We start from the raw sequence: 18,155 nt of genomic DNA, 5'->3' as shown, positions 1-18,155 counted from the left end.
GCCCTTAAGCGGCGCGATGTTCTCCAGAAATCTTGCCGCGCCTGAACTGCGGCGCGAGCACCGGTCGATCCAAATTGATTTTAGACTCATCATAATGAAGCTTTGCGTCCACATAGCGGGAACCAAGGAAAATCCCCCCGGCCACCGCGCCTAAGACGCCGCCAGCTATGCTTGCAACGGTAATGGCTTCAAACATGAAATTCCCCCGGGTTCGGTCTGGTTACCATCTCGGGTTGCACTCCCCTAGAGTGACTTAAGTCGGTAAATGAAATATTGTGTTCCGTTGCACATTCGCAACACCCCCGCAAGCATTTCTTCGCGGAGGGAATGAACGCTCATAACAACGGACCGTTCCCTGCTGGGAGCTGCGTGACCCTGTCGATTGCTTGCGTCCCACAGAATTCGATCACGGCGGCGCACGCGCCAGCCCTTGATCGAACTCCTCGCGCCTGTATGGTGAGGGTAGATTAGCGGCCACACGATGGCCACATGGTCGAAAATCGCGAATCCGACTAAACACTTGATTTAATAGAGATTTGCGGGCGTAGTTCAATGGTAGAACGGCAGCTTCCCAAGCTGCATACGAGGGTTCGATTCCCTTCGCCCGCTCCATCCTTTAGTTCGGCAGGCTCCGCAGAAATTCCACGATCGCCGCGTTCACCTCCGCCGGCCGTTCCTGCTGCGTCCAGTGTCCGCACCCCGGTAGCATCTTGATCTCGCGTAATTGCGGCACCCATTGCTTCATGTTGGCAACGTGCTCGGCGGCGCCAGGGAAGGCCATGACCATGTCGTAGTCGCCGGCGATGAAGAGCGAGGGCACGACCACCTTGACGCCCTCGAAGGCGCCCATCAGCTCCCAGTTGCGATCGATGTTGCGATAGTAGTTGAGCGGTCCGCGAAACCCACTATGGGCAAATTCGGCGCCGTAATAGTCGAGGTCCGCGCTGCTCAGCCACGACGGCAGCGGCACCTGCACCTTCGGCAGCATGCCGTCCTTGCGAGAGACCATGCCGACACCGGCGGTCCGCCCTTGACGCTCGGCATTGGCGCGGATCACCGCCGCGCCTTCGCCGGAACCGCCATAGAGCATCGCGCCGAGCGTTGCGCGCGTATCCCTTTCGAATTCTGCTTCGGCGACACCCGGCTCCTGGAAATACAGTTGATAGAACTGCGCATCCGCCGTCTGTGGCATTACGCTCGTCGGCCGCACCGGACTGCGTGGTCGATAGGGCACGCTAAGAATGGCGGCGGCGCGGAAGCGGTCGGGCCGCAGGCGCGCCGTGTGCCAGGCGATCGTCGCGCCCCAGTCGTGCCCGACGATGACGGCGTCCTTCGCCTCGAAAGCGTCGAGCACGCCGACGAGGTCGCCGACCATGTGGAGGATCGTGTACTGGTCGATCGCTTCGGGCCGGTCGCTCTTGCCGTAGCCGCGCATGTCAGGGGCGACCGCGTGGAAACCGGCTGCCCCCAGCGCCTCGAGTTGGTGACGCCAGGAGTACCAACCTTCCGGAAAGCCGTGGCAGAGCAGCACCATCGGCCCCTTGCCCTGCTCGGCGACGTTGAGGCTGATGCCGTTGGCCTTGATCGTCCGCTGCGTCGGTTCGCCCATGTCGCCGCCTCCCGGTCATCGTCGTTGGGTCTATCCTAGTCGGCCCTATAGGCTCCGCAAAGTTTCTAATATATTGGCCCCTCGCTTCCGGCACGCACGCATCGCCCAGCTTAAGCTTCTCGCGGCCCTGATGGGTGCGGTCCTCGTGTCGGCAATGTTCGGATCAGAGACCAGGACCTGTAAAGAAAATGGACCAGCAGAAACTCGATCGCGCGATCGGTCGTCGCTTGAAGACGCTGCGGACGCAGGCCGGCATGACGCTGAATGAGCTCGCAGGCCGCGCCGGCGTCAGCCGAGCGATGATCGGGCGGGTGGAGCGGGCGCAGAGCAGCGCGACGGCTGCGCTGCTGGGAAAACTCTGCGCCGCGCTCGACGTGTCGCTCAGCGACGTCGTCGCGCTGGCCGAAAAGCCGCCGGAGCGGCTGGTGCGGCTCGCCGACCAGCCGCACTGGCGCGATCCCGACAGCGGCTATCGCCGCCGTCACGCGTCGCCCACGGACGCGGCGAGCGGCATCGAGATCATCGTCGTCGATTTGCCGGCCGGTGCGCGGGTGCCATACAGCCCTTGGGGCCGCAATGCCTTCACCCAGCAGCTCCTGATGCTGGAGGGCGCGATCGCCGTGCACATCGACGCCAAGGCGGTTCGCCTGCGCGAAGGCGACTGTCTCGACTTCGATGTGATGCGCGCGGTGATCTTCGAGAACGAGACCAGACAGGACGCGCGCTACGTCATCATCACGCGCCGCGGCGCGTCCTACGGCAAGATGTGAGACCGTGACGATGCAGATCCGCACCGGCGACACCTTTGATCCGCGCGTCATCGCGCTGCTCGATCATCACGTCACGGCGGCGCGGGCGCAGACCGCGCCGGGCAGCGCCCATGCGCTCGATCTCTCCGGACTGCGCGCGCCCGACATCGCGTTCTGGACCGGCTGGGACGGCGAGACGCTGGTCGCCGTCGGTGCGCTGAAGACGCTGTCAGCCGAGCACGGCGAGGTGAAGTCGATGCACACGCTCCAGACCACGCGGCGGCGCGGCTTTGGCGGTGAGATGCTCCGCCACATCGTCACAGAAGCCCGCGCGCGCGGCATGGCGCGGCTCAGCCTCGAGACCGGCTCGTGGGACTATTTCAAGCCGGCGCTCGCGCTCTACCGGGCGCATGGCTTTGTCCTCTGCGGCCCGTTCGAGGGCTATGTCGAGGATCCCAACAGCCTGTTCCTGACCCTCGACCTGTCGGCCAGCCGATAGCTCAGGAGCGCGTCTCCTCGATCCTGTCGAGCACGCGCTCGGGAGCGATGTCGCGGCTTGCCTCCTCCAGATCCCGTTTCGAGTCGGGCTGGACATCGAGCCGCTCGGCGATCTGCGTAAGGAGGCGGGCAACCTTGGTCAATTCGTGCTCGGCGAGAAGGCTGATCTGGAGATCGAGATCGGCGCGCTTGTCCGCTGCTGCACTCATGCGGTTCTGCGAGATCAGCACGAATGTCGACAGGAAGATCGCCTCGACCGAAGCAATCATCGCCAGCACTACGAAGCTCTCGTCCCAGGCCGGGATTCCCGGCAGCCAATGCAGATTGGCGATGATCCAGAAGCCGAACACAGCGACATGGAGATAGACGAACGCCATGCTGCCGGTGAACGCCGTGATCGCATCGGCAAGCTTTTCCTGACCCTTGGCAGCGCGCTGCTCCCGGCGGCGGCGCTCGACCAGAGCCTGGATGTTGCGCTCGAGCGTCGGGCTCAATCCCTCGCCCGGATCATGGGTGATATCGTTATGCACAGGGCGGCAACGGCGGACGGGAAAGGCTGTTCCTGGGCTGAGCTGCGGGAAAATGCTGCCGCCTCTCAAAATGAGTTGCGTACCTCAAAACACCTCTGCTAGCCTTCAGCCATGGCCGAGACGCTCACCACGACCGCGCTGACGCTGAAGGACATCGCCCGCCAGGCCGGCGTCAGCCTCGCGACGGTGGACCGCGTCCTGCACAATCGGGCGGGCGTGCGGCCGGATACGGTCCGGCGCGTCAAGGAGGCGATCGAGCGCAATTCGTTCCAGCCGCACGTGGCCGCCGCCGAGCTCGCCCGCGGCCGCGCCCGCCGTTTCGCCTTCGTGATGCCGTCGGGGCCGAACCCGTTCATGCAGCAGATCCAGGATTATCTCGGCGAGATGTCGGGCTGGTTGTCGTCCCGCCGCCTTGGCGTCGAGACCGTCGCGACCGACGTGTTCGATCCGTCCATGCTCGCGGCATCCCTGGAAGGGCTCTCGGATGATTACGACGGTGTCGCTGTGGTGGCGCTGGATCATCCCAGGGTCCGCGCCGCGATCGACGATCTCGTCGATGCCGGCGCCAAGGTCGTGACGCTGGTCTCGGACGTGCCGTCGTCGCGCCGGCACCATTATGTCGGCATCGACAACATTGCTGCGGGGCGGACTGCCGGCGCGCTGGTCGGGCGGCTGGTCGGACAAAAGTCCGGCAAGGTCGCGATCGTCGCGGGCTCGCAGGGCCTGCGCGATCATGCCGAGCGCATTTTTGGCTTCAACCAGGTGATGGCGTCGGAATTCCCCGGCCTCACCGTGCTGCCGGTGCTCGAAGGGCGCGACGAGGACGCGCGTTCGGAGCAGGTGTTGACGCGGCTGTTGAGCCGGCATGCCGACATCGTGGGTCTTTATAATGTCGGCGCCGGTACGCAAGGCGTCGCCAACGCGTTGAATGAAAAGGCGTTGAGCGATGCCAGTCGCGACAAGCAGGCGGTGTTCGTCGGACACGACCTCACCGCGTTGACGCGTCGGCTGCTGCTGCAGGGCGTGATGCATGCCGCGATTTCGCAGAACCCCGGACATGAAGCGCGCGCCGCCGTACGTGTGCTGCTCGCGCTCGCCCGTGGCGAGCCGATCTTGCGCGAACAGGAGAAGATCAGGATCGACATCGTGATGCGGGACAATCTGCCTTAGCGGCAGGTGGAATTCAAAACGACCCGTTGCGGGTAAGGCGACTTTGAGTTCGCGCACCGCAACAGGCGAAAGGGAGGACGGCGTGTATCTCGGAATCGACATCGGCACATCGGGTGTGAAAGCGGTGCTCGTCAGCGAAGCCGGCGCTGTTGTCGCGACGGCGGCGCGCGAGCTTGCGCTGTCGCATCCGGCGCTGCTGTGGTCCGAGCAGGATCCCGATGCCTGGGTCGATGCGGCGGTCGGCGCGGTCGACGATCTTGCCGCCCGCCATCCCCGCGAGGTCGCGCGGGTGCGCGGCATCGGACTATCCGGCCAGATGCATGGCGCGACGCTGCTGGACGAGGACGGAGCGCCGCTGCGTCCCGCGATCCTCTGGAACGACGGTCGCTCGCATGCCGAATGCGTCGCGCTGGAGCGGCGCTGCCCGTCGTTGCATACGATCGCCGGCAATCTGGCCATGCCCGGCTTCACCGCCCCGAAGCTGCTCTGGGTCGCCAGGCACGAGCCGAAAATCTTCGCGCGCGTCGCAAAGGTGCTGCTGCCGAAGGCCTATGTCCGCTATCGCCTGACCGGCGAGATGGTCGAGGACATGTCGGACGCGGCCGGCACGCTATGGCTCGACGTCGGTCTGCGCCGCTGGTCGCCCCTGCTGCTGCATGCCACCGGGCTCGATCTCCATCACATGCCACGCCTGGTCGAGGGCAGCGACGTCAGCGCGACGCTCGCGCCGGACTACGCTCAACGCTGGGGCATGACTAGGGATGTCGTGGTCGCCGGCGGCGCCGGCGATAATGCCGCGAGCGCGATCGGGCTCGGCGCCATCGCGCCGGGCGATGCGTTTCTGTCGCTTGGCACATCCGGCGTGGTGTTCCGCGTCACCGATCGGTTTGCACCGGCGCCGGCCGCGGCGGTCCATGCGTTCTGTCACGCGCTGCCCGGCCGCTGGCATCAGATGGGCGTGATGCTGTCGGCGGCGGCTTCGCTGGCCTGGCTCGCGGGCGTGATGGAGACGCCGGCGCCAGCGCTGCTGGCGCCGCTCGGCGAGCGCGTCGATGGACCGAGTCCGGTCAAATTCCTGCCTTATCTCGACGGCGAGCGCACGCCGCACAACGATGCCGCCGCCAGCGGTGCCTTCGTCGGCCTGCGCGGTGCGACCGGGCGCTCCCAGATCGTTCAGGCCGTCCTCGAAGGCGTCGCCTTCGCTGCGCGCGACAATCTGGCGGCACTGAGCGCGGCGGGCGGGCCGCTTCCCGAGGTTGATCTCGTCGGCGGCGGCTCGCGCTCGCCGCTGTGGGCGCAGATCTGCGCCGATGTGCTCGGCATCCCCGTCCACCGCGTCGAGGAGGGCGAGGTCGGAGCGGCGCTCGGCGCCGCCAGGCTCGGACGGCTCGCCGCCACCGGCGAAGACGCGGCTGCGGTTTGCACCCGTCCGCGGCGGCTCGCGAGCTTTACGCCTCGCGCATCGGTCAGCGCGGCCTATGACGAGGCCTATCGCCGCTGGCGCGAACTTTATCCCGCGTTGAAGGAGTGTGCCTGAGTGACTGCGTCAGTGAAATTCTTCGATACAAGCGTACCTGTCGCCTTCGCCGGCGGAGATGCCGGCAACACGCCTGCCTTCCGCTGGTACGACAAGGACCGCCTCGTCCATGGCCGCAGGATGGAAGACCATCTGCGCTTTGCGGTCTGCTATTGGCACTCGTTGTGCTGGCCCGGCGGCGATCCCTTTGGCGGCGAGACGTTCCTGCGGCCCTGGCATCACGGCGCCGATGCGATGGCGCAGGCGCGCGCGAAGGCCGACGTCGCCTTCGAGCTGTTTCGCCTGCTCGACGTGCCCTTCTTCACCTTCCACGACGTCGATGCGGCGCCGGAAGGCAACTCGCTTGGCGAATCTGTTGCCAACCTCAATGCCATCGCCGATCTGTTCGAAGCGAAGATGGCCGCAAGCAAGGTGCGCCTGCTCTGGGGCACCGCCAATTTGTTCACGCATCGCCGCTACATGGCGGGCGCGGCCACCAATCCAGACCCGGAGATATTCACCTATGCCGCCGGCCAGGTCCGCGCCGCGCTGGAGGTGACGCACAGGCTCGGCGGCCAGAACTACGTGCTGTGGGGCGGGCGCGAGGGCTACGAGACGCTGCTCAACACCGATCTCAAGCGCGAGCTCGACCAGCTCGGCCGCTTCGTCTCGCTGGTGGTCGAGCACAAGCACAAGATCGGCTTCAAGGGACCGATCCTGATCGAGCCGAAGCCGAAGGAGCCGACCAAGCACCAATATGATTTCGACGTCGCCACCTGCTACGGCTTCCTCGCGCGTTACGACCTGCTGAAGGACGTCAAGCTCAACATCGAGCAGAACCACGCCATCCTCGCCGGCCACTCCTTCCATCACGAGGTCGCGCTGGCGGAGGCGCTGGGTGTGTTCGGCTCGCTCGACATCAACCGCGGCGACGATCTGCTCGGCTGGGACACTGACCAGTTCGCGATGAACGTGCCCGAGCTTGCCCTGGTGTTCCACGAGCTCCTGAGCCGCGGTGGCTTCAGCTCCGGCGGGCTCAATTTCGACGCCAAGATCCGCCGCCAGTCGATCGATCCCGACGATCTGATCCATGCCCATGTCGGCTCGATGGATGCCTGCGCGCGGGCGTTGCTCGCCGCTGCGGACATGCTCGACGCCGGCGTGCTCACTGGGCCGCTCGCGAAACGCTACGAGGGATGGGCCGGGCCTGAAGGCCGCGCCATTCTCGGCGGCCAGCGCTCGCTTGCCGAACTTGCCGACCGCGCGCACGGCCCGGGCTTTGACCCGCAGCCGCGCTCGGGCCGGCAGGAATATCTGGAATCCCTCGTCAACCGCTACGTCTGAGGAAGGCCGCTGATGACAAATGCACAAGCGACACCGGTCCTCGAGCTGACCGGCATCGGCAAGGAGTTCGGCGCGATCCGCGCGCTGCATGATGTCGACATGCAGGTCCTCCCCGGCGAAGTCGTCGGCCTGATGGGCGACAACGGCGCGGGCAAGTCGACGCTGGTCAAGATCATCGCCGGCAATTTCCGCCCCAGCCACGGCGAAATCCGCTTCGCCGGCAGCGCCGTCCATTTCAACCGGCCCGTCGATGCCCGCGGCGTCGGCATCGAGGTGGTCTATCAGGACCTTGCGCTCGCCGACAATCTCACCGCAGCGGCCAACGTGTTTCTCGGGCGCGAGCTGAAGCGCAGGATCGGGCCGTTCGCGTTGCTCGACCACAAGGCAATGGCGGCGCGTGCGCTGGAGCTGTTCGGCGAGCTGCGCTCGGAGACGCGCCCCGACGATCTCGTCAAGCAGATGTCGGGCGGCCAGCGCCAGGCGGTTGCGATCGCGCGGACGCGGCTCTCCAACGCGAAGCTGGTGATGATGGACGAGCCGACGGCCGCGATCTCGGTCCGCCAGGTCGAGCAGGTGCTCGGCCTGATTCACCGGCTGAAGGAGCAGGGCGTTGCCGTGATGCTGATCTCGCACCGCATGCCCGACGTGTTCGCGGTGTGCGATCGCGTCATCGTCATGCGCCGCGGCGAAAAGCGGGCCGACAAGCCCATCCACCAGACCTCCCCCGAGGAAGTCACCGCCCTGATCACCGGCGCGAAGGAGGCGGCGTGATGGCCATGCCCATGGAATCTCCGATCACCTTCTCGAACATCGGCAAGATTAGATGGTGGCAGCGCGGCATTTTCGCGTCCCAGACCGGCTATGTCCTGCTCGCGCTGGCGGTGCTGCTGGTGGTCATGCATTTCGCCAGCCCGTACTTCTTCACCGAGGGCAACATGCAGAACGTGGCGAAGAATTTCTCCTTCATCGCTATCGCTACCCTCGGCGTCACCTTCGTGATCATCACCGGCGGCATCGATCTGTCGGTCGGCTCGATGATGTGCTTCTCCGCCATGATCACCTCGATGGTGATGACCGAGCTGTCGGCGCCCGGCTCGCCGGCGGGATCCCTGTTCGTGCACATGGCGGCCGACGGCAAGACCGTGCTCGCCAATGTCCCTGGCCTGATCCTGGTGGTCTCGCTCCTCGCCGGCCTCGGCGTCGCGCTGCTCGCCGGCCTCGTCAACGGCTTCTGTATCGCGGTGCTCGGCCTGTCGCCGTTCGTCACCACCCTCGGCATGCTCTCGATCGTGCGCGGGCTCGGCTATGTCGTCTCCAACGGACGGGGCAGCTTTCCCGGTGGGCCGGATGCCGGTTATTTCTACGCGCTCACCTCCGGCGACGTGCTCGGCGTGCCCGTGCCATTCATTTATCTGATCGTCCTCGCGCTGGCGATGGCCGTGGTGCTGCACCACAGCTCGTTCGGCCGTCACGTGTTCGCGCTCGGCGGTAACGAGAAGGCGGCCGAACTCACCGGCATCCCGGTCGTGCGGGTGAAGATCGAGGTTTATGTGATCTGCGCGCTCGCCGCAGGCCTCCAGGGCATCATCATCTCGGGCTGGCTCGGATCGGCGCCGGCCAACATGGCGACGTCCTACGAGCTCAACGTGATCGCTGCGGCCGTCATCGGCGGTGCCAATCTCGCCGGCGGCATCGGTGGTCCACTCGGCGCCATCGTCGGCTGCGTGCTGCTCGAGGTGATCCGCAACGGCCTCGTGCTCGCCCAGGTCAGCTCCTACTGGCAGCAGACGCTGGTGGGCGTGATCATCATCCTGGCCGTATTGGTCGACCGCATCCGCTCGCGGATGATCTGAAACGACGTCGTTCCGGGACGGCAACGAAAATGCCGCCTGTCCACTTCCCGGACGATCTTGAGAGGACAGGCGCCAAAGAAGGGTGGAGGAGACGATGAGGAAATTTCTACTTGCCGGCATCGCGGTGGCGATGATGGCTACGCCGGCGTTTGCCGCAAACTACCGGTTCGTGATCGTGCCCAAGGCGATGAACAATCCGTTCTTCGACTTCGCGCGCGACGGCTGCCTGAAGCGTGCCAAGGAGCTCGGCAATATCGAGTGCATCTACAAGGGGCCGGTCGAGCACGAGCCGGCGACGCAGGCCCAGATCATCCAGGACTTCGTCACCCAGAAGGTCGACGGCCTCGCCATCTCGGTTGCCGACGTCGCGGCGATGACCAAGTCGATCGACGCGGCGACCGCGGCCGGCATCCCTGTCATCACCTTCGACGCCGATGCGCCCCGCGCCAAGCGCATCGCCTATATCGGCACCAACAACAAGGAGTTCGGCGTCGCCCTCGGCAAGGAGCTCCTGAAGCTGCGGCCCGACGGCGGCAAATACGCCATGGTTTCGGGTGGTCCCGGCGCCAAGAACCTCGCCGAACGCGTTGACGGCGTGCGCGAGGCGCTGAAGGGCTCGAAATGGACCGAGGTCGCGGGCTCTCCAACGTTCTGCAACGACGATCCCGCGCTGGCGGTTCAGCAGATGACTGACATGCGTACCGCGACGCCCGACCTCGCCGCAATCGTTCCCATCGGCGGCTGGCCGATGTTCGCCCCCAAAGGCTTCAAGGCCTTCGCGTCCAGGTACAAGAAGGATATCGATTCCGGCAAGTTCACGCTTGTCGTGGCCGATACGCTGAAGATGCAGCTCGAGCTGTTGCGCGATGGCTACGCCAATGCGCTGGTCGGCCAGCGTCCGTTCGAGATGGGCGAGAAGGCGATGGACACGCTGCTCGCCATCAAGAGGGGCGAGAAGGTGCCGGAGATCGTTTATACCGGCCTCGATCTCGTGACCAAGGACAACGTTGCGCAGATGTTGAAGTAGGAGCGTCGCCAGCCCCACGCTCCTGCGTGCCTCTCCCGCTTGCGATTTTCGCAAGCGGGAGAGATGATTTTGGCTGTTGGGGAGGACTGTTGAGGCAATGGGAATGAAAAGGTCGCGGCTCGGCTCGCTCGATGTCACCTCATTCGGCCTCGGTTCTGCCCCGCTCGGCGGATTGTTCACCCCCGTCAGCGATGCCGATGCGGAAGCGACCATCGCAAGCGCCTGGTCGCTCGGAATCCGCTTCTTCGACACCGCGCCGCTCTACGGCTTTGGCCTCGCGGAGCGATGCCTTGGCGCATTCCTGCGGCAACAACCCCGTGACTCCTACGCGATCTCGACCAAGGTCGGCCGTCTACTGCGTGCGCCCGATGGCGCTGCCGCCGAGGACGAGCATTACAAGGGCACGTCGCGCGAGCGGCCGGTGTTCGATTTCAGTTATGACGGCGTGATGCGGTCGGTGGAGGAAAGCCTGGCGCGGCTTGGGCTCGACCGCGTCGATGTCCTGCTCGTGCATGATCCCGACGATCACTATGACGACGCCGTCGCCGGCGCCTTCCGCGCGCTCCAGCGCCTGCGCGGGGACGGTACCGTCAAGGCGATCGGTGCCGGCATGAACCAGTCGGACATGCTGGTCCGGTTTGCAGAGGCCGTTCCGGTCGACTGCTTCCTGCTCGCCGGCCGCTACACGCTGCTCGACCAGGGCGCGCTGGATGCGCTGTTCCCGGTCTGCGCGGCGAAGAATATCGGCATCCTGCTCGGCGGCATCTACAACAGCGGCATCCTGGCCAATCCGCACACGGGCGCGAAGTTCAATTATCAGGATGCCGATGCGGCACTCGTCGCCCGCGCGCTCACGCTCGACGAGCTCTGCCGCAAGCACGGCACCGAGCTGAAAGCCGCCGCGCTGCAGTTCTGCATGGCCCATCCGGCAGTCACGGTCGCCGTGACGGGCGCGCGCAACGCCGCGGAAATTGCCGACAACATCGCGATGTCGGAGATGGCGGTGCCGGCGGCGTTCTGGCAGGAGCTGCGTGGGCGAAAACTCGTCGACGCCCGCGCGCCATTGCCGGCCGGAGCGTAAGGCATGATCGTCGACGCTCACCAGCATTTCTGGGATCCGGCGCGCGCCGACTATCCCTGGATGGACGCGCCCGAGCTCACGCCGATCCGGCGTGCCTTCGGTCCGGCCGATCTCGCGCCGCTTTTGAGCGCGAACGGCATCGACGCGAGCATCCTGGTGCAGTGCCGCTCCGCGCTGGCTGAGACCGAGGAATTCCTGCGGATCGCGCATGCGACGCCCTCGGTGATCGGCGTCGTCGGCTGGGCCGATCTGACCGACGCTGCACTTGGCGATACGCTGGAGCAGTTGCGTGCTTCGCCCGGCGGCGACAAGCTGGTCGGCATCCGCCACCAGGTCCATGACGAGGCCGACTCGGATTGGTTGTTGCGCGAGGACGTTCAGCGCGGCCTCACGGCCGTGTTCGCGCACGATCTCGCCTACGATTTCCTGGTCCGCACCCGCGAGCTGCCGGCCGCGATCGCAACCGCGCAAGCGTTCCCGCAGGCGCGCTTCGTGCTCGACCACGCAGCCAAGCCGCCGATCGCCGATGGCGGAAGCACTGGATGGTCCAACGGCATCGCGGCACTCGCGGCCTGCGGCAATGTCTGGTGCAAGGTCTCGGGGCTGGCGACGGAAGCGGTGTGGAGCGACTGGAATGCGGAACGGCTGTTTCCGTTCGTCGCGCACGCCGCGACATGCTTCGGCGAGGATCGCCTGATGTTCGGCTCGGACTGGCCGGTATGTTTGCTCGCGGGGAGCTATGGTGAGATCACGGGCGCGCTGGGGGCCTGCCTGATGAAGCTCGGGCCGCAGGTGCGGGAGAAGGCGTTCGGCGTGAATGCGAAGGCTGCGTATCGGTTGGCGATTGGTTGAAGCCGCCAGCGCGCGTGTCGCTCAGTGTTTGTCCCCAAACACCCGATCCAGCGCCGCATCGTACGTCGTCTGCACCAGCTCCGGATGCAGCTTCGCCAGCGCCTCCATCATCACGCCGGAATTGATCTCGAGCACGCGCCAGACGCCGTCGACGTGCACGAGGTCGATCGAGGCGAAGGTGATGCCGATGGCCTTGGCGGCGTTGATGGCGAGCTTTGCGCAGGCTGTGCGAAGATCGCCGTCCTGCATCAGCACGGGCTTCGCGCCCGCATCGAGATTGTGCCGCCAACCCGAGCCACGCTGCTTGCTGTAGACGACGAGTGGCACATCATCGAGCAGGACCACGCGTACTTCGTCCTCGATCACGGCATAGGGTGAGATCACGAGTCCGGCGCTCATCGAAAAGGCTTCGCCAACCGCATGATCGAGCTCTGTTTCCGTCGTGACCCTGAAGACGGATCGTCCCGACGTCCCCTCGTTCGGCTTCACCACCACGCCTTGCGGATTGTCGCCAAGCAGCGCCAGCATTGCCTCTCGCCAGCCAACGCCGACAACCTTCTCGCCCAACTTCGGATTGAGGAACAGGCGATGGGGAATGCAGGGCACGCCCTCGAGCGCCAGCACCTCGGCGGTGGCCGATTTGTCATTGGCCAGGCGGTGCGCGATGGCGCTGTTGAGGCCGATGTCGTAGCCGAACGCGAAGTGGCGCTGCTCGCCCCGGCGCATCGCGAGCAGCCAGCCATCGGCGCGGACATCGAGCGCGATGCCATGGGTTACGCAATAGCGCTTGATCGCCTGCACGAAGATCCGCTCGCCGCTCGCCATCTGTCTCTGTCGCCGGTCCTAGTCGCCAGTTCCGGTCGATCTTGGCGCCAAAAGCCGCAAAAATCGGGGAAACGACGCTAAACGGGGGTGAAATCAGAGCTATTCTTAATGAAATTCTCGCGAGCGCTACGGAAATTAAGTGCTGTATTCGAGCCTGGGAGGGAAAAGAAATTGCCTTCCGAATGCGCTGGACAGCAGATCCATTAATGATGTGACCATTTCCGCCGCAAATGCCGGTTTGACCGGCATCAATTGCATCCGGAACGAGGTTGATTATTGGTCTCAATGGCGTAGATCACACTCGCGAAATCCTCCGCCATGGCAATGGTGTCCGCTCCGCTTTCAGGGGCCGGGCAACGCTTTTGCCCTAAAACCGCAATTATTCGGAATATCGAAAATCATGAGCGCGTTTTACCGAGAGAAGGTTCTTTCCGTCCAGCACTGGACCGACACCCTGTTCAGCTTTCGCGCAACCCGCGATTCCGGCTTCCGCTTCCAGAACGGCCAGTTCGCGATGATCGGCCTCGAGGTTGAGGGCCGCCCGCTGCTCCGCGCCTACAGCATGGCGAGCGCTAATCACGAGGAAGAGCTCGAGTTCTTCTCGATCAAGGTTCAGGACGGCCCGCTGACGTCGCGTCTCCAGAAGATCAAGGAAGGCGACACCATCCTGGTCGGCCGCAAGGCGACCGGCACGCTGATCACGGACAATCTCATTCCCGGCAAGCGGCTGCTGCTGCTCTCGACCGGCACCGGCCTCGCGCCCTTCGCCAGCCTGATCAAGGATCCCGAGGTTTACGACCAGTTCGACAGCATCGTGCTGGTGCACGGCTGCCGCCAGGTCTCCGAGCTCGCCTATGGCGAGAAGCTCGTCGCCGGTCTTCGCGAGGACGAACTGTTCGGGGAGTTGCTCGCGGACAAGCTCATCTACTACCCGACCGTGACCCGCGAGCCGTTCAAGAATCGCGGCCGCATCACCGACCTCATCAGCTCCGAGCAGATCTTCAACGACATCGGCCAGGGTCCGCTCGACATCGCGACCGACCGCATCATGATGTGCGGCAGCCCGGCGATGCTCGAAGAGCTGAAACTGATGTTCGAAGGCCGCGACTTCGTCGAGGGCTCGGGCAACAAGCCCGGCCATTTCGTGATCGAAAAGGCGTTCGTCGAGCGGTAGGCCCTCTCGGTCTCGTCCTGGCAAAAGCCAGGACGCTTGCCTGAGTAAAGCGCCTTGACCGGTTAATGCCCGTCCCTCCCGAGCCCTGCTGCACCGCAGCAGCCCGCCCATCGGGCTGATTGATTTGTCCCCGCCGAATTCGCTAGCGTGAAACAACCGCCGCGTCATATCCGTATGACAGGCGCGGGCGTATCGTACCGCCTCATGCTGGCGAGAGGATGGGAATCGTGGCCGACGAGAACAAAACGCAGGAATCGCCCAACCCGTCGGTCAAACGGCTGCCGCTGGCGGAAGAGGGGATCATGGAAACCCTGCTGCTGCCATTCTCTCCGCGCTTCATCGTCCTGACGATCTGCGCGGTGGTCACTGCGCTGCTGACCGGCATCGGATTTGCCGATGGCAAGATCTTCGACATTCTGCTGATCCCGATCCTGATCTTCGGCGCGCTGACGGCGCTTGGCGTCCGCGACCTCATGCAGAAGGGCCACGCCGTTCTGCGCAACTACCCGATCTCGGCCCATATCCGTTTTTTGCTCGAAGAGATACGCCCGGAGATGCGGCAGTATTTCTTCGAGAGCGAGAAGGACGGCATGCCGTTCTCGCGCGACATCCGTGCGGTGGTCTATCAGCGCGCCAAGATGCAGCTCGACAAGCGTCCGTTCGGTACCCAGGAGGACGTCTACCGCCAGGGTTATGAGTGGATGCATCACTCGGTCTCGCCGAAGACGCATGCCGAGGAGAAATTCCGCGTCACTATCGGCGGCCCGGATTGCGCCAAGCCGTATTCGGCTTCGGTATTCAACATTTCCGCCATGAGTTTTGGCGCGCTCAGCCCGAACGCCGTGCGCGCGCTGAATGCCGGCGCCAAGAAGGGCGGCTTCGCGCACGACACCGGCGAGGGCGGCTTCAGCCCCTATCACGCGGAGATGGGCGGCGACATCATCTGGGAGATCGGTTCGGGCTATTTCGGCTGTCGTCATCTCGACGGCGCCTTCGATCCCGAAGCCTTCGCGCGCGTCGCGACCCAGGACCAGATCAAGATGGTCGAGCTCAAGATCAGCCAGGGCGCCAAGCCCGGTCATGGCGGCGTGCTGCCGGCGGCGAAAGTCTCGGAGGAGATTTCCAAGATCCGCGGGGTCGCCATGGGCGAGGATTGCATCTCGCCGGCCTCGCATCGCGCCTTCTCGACGCCTGTCGGCATGATGAAGTTCATCGGCGAGATGCGAAAGCTCTCCGGCGGCAAGCCGACGGGCTTCAAGCTGTGCATCGGTCATCCGTGGGAATTCCTGGCGATCTGCAAGGCGATGATCGAGACCGGCATCTATCCCGACTTCATCGTTGTCGACGGCAACGAGGGTGGCACCGGCGCCGCGCCGCTGGAGTTCATGGACCATCTGGGCATGCCGATGCGCGAGGGCGTCAGTTTCGTCCACAACGCGCTGATCGGCATCAACGCGCGCGACCGCATCAAGATCGGCGCCTCCGGCAAGATAGCCACCGCGTTCGACATGGCGCGCGCCATGGCGATCGGCGCGGACTACTGCAATTCGGCGCGCGGCTTCATGTTCTCGCTCGGCTGCATCCAGTCGCTGAGCTGCCACACCGACCGCTGCCCGACCGGCGTCGCGACGCAGGACCCGACGCGGGCGCGCGCACTCTATGTGCCGCTCAAGATCGACCGCGTGCACAATTATCACCTGGCGACGCTGCACTCGCTGACCGAGCTGATCGCCGCGGCCGGTCTCGAACATCCGCAGCAGCTGCGCCCGATCCACTTCTCCCAGCGCACCTCGACGACGGACGTGAAATCCTTCGCGCAGCTTTATCCGTCGCTGCGTCCGGGCGAACTGCTCGAAGGCACCGAAGACCCACGCTTCCGGGACGCCTGGCGGATGGCACGGACGGAGACGTTCCAGCCGGCGCTGTAGGACGCCGGTCCACTTGCAGGGCCGCGGCCGCGCGCGCAAAAGCATCGCGAGGGGGGTGCGTTTAACGTTTGATTCAACTTTGGGTGTAGATTGTTCCCATGGACGAGCGGCGCGACAAGGCAAGGCATCGCGTGCTGAAGGCCGGAACGATCGAGTTCGGCGGCGGCGGCGCGATCGACTGCACTATCCGCAACCTGTCAGATACCGGCGCCGCGCTCGACGTCAGCAGTCCCGTCGGCATCCCCGACCATTTCAGCCTGCTTGTGCGGGCCGACGGAAAACATCTCGCCTGCACCGTGATCTGGCGCAAGGAAAAGCGGATCGGGGTGAGGTTCGGGTGAGGGTCTAGAGTTTGGCGCAAGCTCTAACCACAAACTCCGCCGTCGTCCCGGACAAGCGCCAGCGCAGATCCGGGACCCATACCGCGTGATCTGTCGATCATGCGCAGACAGCAGCACCGCGCAACTACCAGTCTTCGCCAAGCTCAATCCTGTGGCTATGGGTCCCGGATCTGCGCTCCGCTTCGCTGCGCTTCCGGGACGACGAGAGTGGCTCACCCCGTCTCTACTTCGCTCCGCCGGCTCGCCAGAATCTTGTCGATCCTCCGCCCGTCGAGATCGACCACCTCGATGTGCCAATCGCCAAAGTCGAAGGCGTCGCCGACATCAGGCAGCACGTTGAACTGTTGCAGCACGAGGCCGGCGACGGTGTTGTAGCGGTGCGGCGGCAGTTCGATGCCGAGCAGCTCGCCGAATTCGTCGACCGGCATCCAGCCTGAGACCAGCAGCGAATCGTCCGCGCGCTTGACGTAGGCCGGTTCCGGCGGGCCTTCCTCGGAATGGAAGGCACCGACAATGGATTCCAGAATGTCAGCCGTCGTCACGATGCCTTCGAAGGCGCCGTATTCGTCGTAGACGAGGCCGACATGCACCGGTGCAGCCTTCAGGATCGCCAGCACGTCGCGGGCATCGGCCGAGGCGGGAATGCCGGGCGCCTCGCGGACCAGCACGCGCAAATCCGGCGTGCGCTCGTTCATGAAGGCCACCAGCAGGTCCTTGGCTTGAAGCACGCCAATCGGCTTGTCGCGGTCGCCGTCGGACACCGGAAAGCGCGAATGCGGACTCTTGGCGATGGTCGCTTGAATGCTTTCCGGCGTATCGTTCAGGTCGATCTCGTTGACCTCCGTGCGCGGCGTCATAATCGCGCCGACCGGCCGGTCGCCGAGCCGCATCACGCCCGCGATCATCTCCTTTTCACCTGACTCGAGCACGCCTGCGTTTTCGGCTTCGCTGACGAGATGATGGATCTCATCTTCTGACACTTTTTCTTCAGACTTGCCGCCATGGCCGAGCAGCGTGAGGATCAGCTTGCCGGAGAGATCGAGCAGGAAGACCAGCGGCAGCGAGACCTTCGCAAGCACGTGCATCGCGGGTGCAACCCTGACCGCGATGCTCTCGGGGTCGCGCAGCGCCACCTGCTTCGGCACCAGCTCGCCGACGATCAGGGTGGCGTAGGTGATGAGCGTGACGACCAGCCCCACTCCGACGATGTCGGCAATTCCTGCGGACAGGCCGAGCTCGAGCAGCCATTGCGTCAGCCGCTGTCCGAGCGTCGCGCCCGAGAACGCGCCGGAGAGCACGCCGACCAGCGTGATCCCGATCTGCACCGTCGAGAGGAATTTGCCGGGATCGGCCGCGAGCGTCAGCGCCCGCTCGGCGCCGCGGACGCCCTTGGCGGCGAGCATCGACAGCCGGGCCGGGCGCGACGAGACCACGGCCAACTCGGACATGGACAGCAAGCCGTTGATGACGATCAGGACGACGACGATGGCGAGTTCGGCGGAGAGCATTGATGTTCCGAGGTAAGGGAGTGTGGCGCGGATGGCCGCACAGGTCTTGATATAGGTATTCGAGGAAGAAATGCCGATGATTCTGTCCCATCGGGCATCGCGAAGGAACTTCGGCGACCCCGTCCCCGAAGGCACTCCCCAATACCCCGC

Annotated in this window: 18 protein-coding genes and 1 tRNA gene; 14 read left to right on the top strand and 5 right to left on the bottom strand. The window is 64.9% G+C overall.

Features of this window, described 5'->3' with window-relative positions:
- Nucleotides 1-4: 4 nt before the first annotated feature.
- A complete protein-coding gene (locus IVB13_RS23305) occupies nucleotides 5-196 on the bottom strand; it encodes a hypothetical protein (protein WP_247490677.1) in 192 nt (63 codons plus the stop codon).
- 342 nt (nucleotides 197-538) lie between these two features.
- On the opposite strand from IVB13_RS23305, the gene IVB13_RS23300 reads away from it, so the two are divergent.
- A tRNA-Gly gene (locus IVB13_RS23300) sits at nucleotides 539-612 on the top strand.
- A gap of 4 nt (nucleotides 613-616) precedes the next feature.
- Here the strand turns inward: IVB13_RS23300 and IVB13_RS23295 are convergent.
- On the bottom strand, nucleotides 617-1,609 hold the full coding sequence (locus IVB13_RS23295; RefSeq protein WP_018460107.1) for an alpha/beta hydrolase: 993 nt from the start codon (nucleotides 1,607-1,609) through the stop codon (nucleotides 617-619).
- Between the two features lie 188 nt (nucleotides 1,610-1,797).
- Between IVB13_RS23295 and IVB13_RS23290 the strand changes: the two genes are divergently transcribed.
- Both IVB13_RS23290 and IVB13_RS23285 read left to right on the top strand, forming a co-directional pair.
- Nucleotides 1,798-2,379, top strand: a complete 582-nt coding sequence (locus tag IVB13_RS23290; RefSeq protein WP_247490675.1) for an XRE family transcriptional regulator — start codon at nucleotides 1,798-1,800, stop codon at nucleotides 2,377-2,379.
- 10 nt (nucleotides 2,380-2,389) lie between these two features.
- A complete protein-coding gene (locus IVB13_RS23285) occupies nucleotides 2,390-2,857 on the top strand; it encodes a GNAT family N-acetyltransferase (RefSeq protein ID WP_085384941.1) in 468 nt (155 codons plus the stop codon).
- Nucleotide 2,858: 1 nt separating this feature from the next.
- Here the strand turns inward: IVB13_RS23285 and IVB13_RS23280 are convergent, their stop codons facing one another.
- The gene (locus IVB13_RS23280; RefSeq protein WP_018460104.1) at nucleotides 2,859-3,386 is read right to left on the bottom strand and encodes a DUF1003 domain-containing protein; all 528 of its coding nucleotides are present in this window, start codon (nucleotides 3,384-3,386) and stop codon (nucleotides 2,859-2,861) included.
- A gap of 111 nt (nucleotides 3,387-3,497) precedes the next feature.
- On the opposite strand from IVB13_RS23280, the gene IVB13_RS23275 reads away from it, so the two are divergent.
- The 8 genes from IVB13_RS23275 to IVB13_RS23240 all read left to right on the top strand — a co-directional run bounded on the left by IVB13_RS23275 (nucleotide 3,498) and on the right by IVB13_RS23240 (nucleotide 12,229).
- Nucleotides 3,498-4,556 carry a LacI family DNA-binding transcriptional regulator gene (locus IVB13_RS23275; RefSeq protein WP_247490673.1) on the top strand — a complete coding sequence of 353 codons (1,059 nt, stop codon included), beginning with the start codon at nucleotides 3,498-3,500 and terminating at the stop codon, nucleotides 4,554-4,556.
- An 82-nt stretch (nucleotides 4,557-4,638) separates the two neighbouring features.
- Complete coding sequence (gene xylB / locus IVB13_RS23270; protein WP_018460102.1) at nucleotides 4,639-6,093, top strand: xylulokinase; 1,455 nt, start codon at nucleotides 4,639-4,641, stop codon at nucleotides 6,091-6,093.
- Nucleotides 6,094-7,416 carry a xylose isomerase gene (gene xylA, locus IVB13_RS23265; protein ID WP_026233946.1) on the top strand — a complete coding sequence of 441 codons (1,323 nt, stop codon included), beginning with the start codon at nucleotides 6,094-6,096 and terminating at the stop codon, nucleotides 7,414-7,416.
- 12 nt (nucleotides 7,417-7,428) lie between these two features.
- Nucleotides 7,429-8,187 carry an ATP-binding cassette domain-containing protein gene (locus IVB13_RS23260; RefSeq protein WP_007597833.1) on the top strand — a complete coding sequence of 253 codons (759 nt, stop codon included), beginning with the start codon at nucleotides 7,429-7,431 and terminating at the stop codon, nucleotides 8,185-8,187.
- Nucleotides 8,187-9,269 (top strand): ABC transporter permease, encoded by a 1,083-nt coding sequence (locus tag IVB13_RS23255; RefSeq protein WP_018460100.1) that lies wholly within the window; start codon nucleotides 8,187-8,189, stop codon nucleotides 9,267-9,269. The genes IVB13_RS23260 and IVB13_RS23255 overlap by 1 nt, the downstream gene beginning before the upstream one ends.
- A gap of 94 nt (nucleotides 9,270-9,363) precedes the next feature.
- A complete protein-coding gene (locus IVB13_RS23250) occupies nucleotides 9,364-10,296 on the top strand; it encodes a sugar-binding protein (RefSeq protein ID WP_247490671.1) in 933 nt (310 codons plus the stop codon).
- A gap of 103 nt (nucleotides 10,297-10,399) precedes the next feature.
- Nucleotides 10,400-11,377, top strand: a complete 978-nt coding sequence (locus IVB13_RS23245; RefSeq protein WP_247490669.1) for an aldo/keto reductase — start codon at nucleotides 10,400-10,402, stop codon at nucleotides 11,375-11,377.
- A gap of 3 nt (nucleotides 11,378-11,380) precedes the next feature.
- Nucleotides 11,381-12,229, top strand: coding sequence for an amidohydrolase family protein (locus IVB13_RS23240; RefSeq protein WP_018460097.1), 849 nt, complete (start codon nucleotides 11,381-11,383; stop codon nucleotides 12,227-12,229).
- Nucleotides 12,230-12,250: 21 nt separating this feature from the next.
- Here IVB13_RS23240 and IVB13_RS23235 read toward each other — a convergent pair whose 3' ends face one another.
- Nucleotides 12,251-13,054, bottom strand: a complete 804-nt coding sequence (locus tag IVB13_RS23235; RefSeq protein WP_018460096.1) for a RimK-like protein — start codon at nucleotides 13,052-13,054, stop codon at nucleotides 12,251-12,253.
- A 400-nt stretch (nucleotides 13,055-13,454) separates the two neighbouring features.
- On the opposite strand from IVB13_RS23235, the gene IVB13_RS23230 reads away from it, so the two are divergent.
- The 3 genes from IVB13_RS23230 to IVB13_RS23220 all read left to right on the top strand — a co-directional run bounded on the left by IVB13_RS23230 (nucleotide 13,455) and on the right by IVB13_RS23220 (nucleotide 16,497).
- A complete protein-coding gene (locus IVB13_RS23230; protein ID WP_018460095.1) occupies nucleotides 13,455-14,228 on the top strand; it encodes a ferredoxin--NADP reductase in 774 nt (257 codons plus the stop codon).
- Nucleotides 14,229-14,446: 218 nt separating this feature from the next.
- Nucleotides 14,447-16,156, top strand: a complete 1,710-nt coding sequence (locus IVB13_RS23225; protein ID WP_198957634.1) for an FMN-binding glutamate synthase family protein — start codon at nucleotides 14,447-14,449, stop codon at nucleotides 16,154-16,156.
- A gap of 98 nt (nucleotides 16,157-16,254) precedes the next feature.
- Nucleotides 16,255-16,497, top strand: coding sequence for a PilZ domain-containing protein (locus tag IVB13_RS23220; protein WP_018460093.1), 243 nt, complete (start codon nucleotides 16,255-16,257; stop codon nucleotides 16,495-16,497).
- Between the two features lie 212 nt (nucleotides 16,498-16,709).
- Here IVB13_RS23220 and IVB13_RS23215 read toward each other — a convergent pair whose 3' ends face one another.
- Nucleotides 16,710-18,005: a hemolysin family protein gene (locus IVB13_RS23215; RefSeq protein ID WP_085349708.1), complete on the bottom strand. Its 1,296-nt coding sequence runs from the start codon at nucleotides 18,003-18,005 to the stop codon at nucleotides 16,710-16,712.
- Nucleotides 18,006-18,155 lie beyond the last annotated feature (150 nt).

This window comes from Bradyrhizobium sp. 17 (assembly GCF_023073515.1).
Lineage (GTDB): Bacteria > Pseudomonadota > Alphaproteobacteria > Rhizobiales > Xanthobacteraceae > Bradyrhizobium > Bradyrhizobium canariense_D.
Note: the sequence above shows the minus strand (reverse complement) of the source record. Positions and strands in the feature narration are given on the sequence as shown.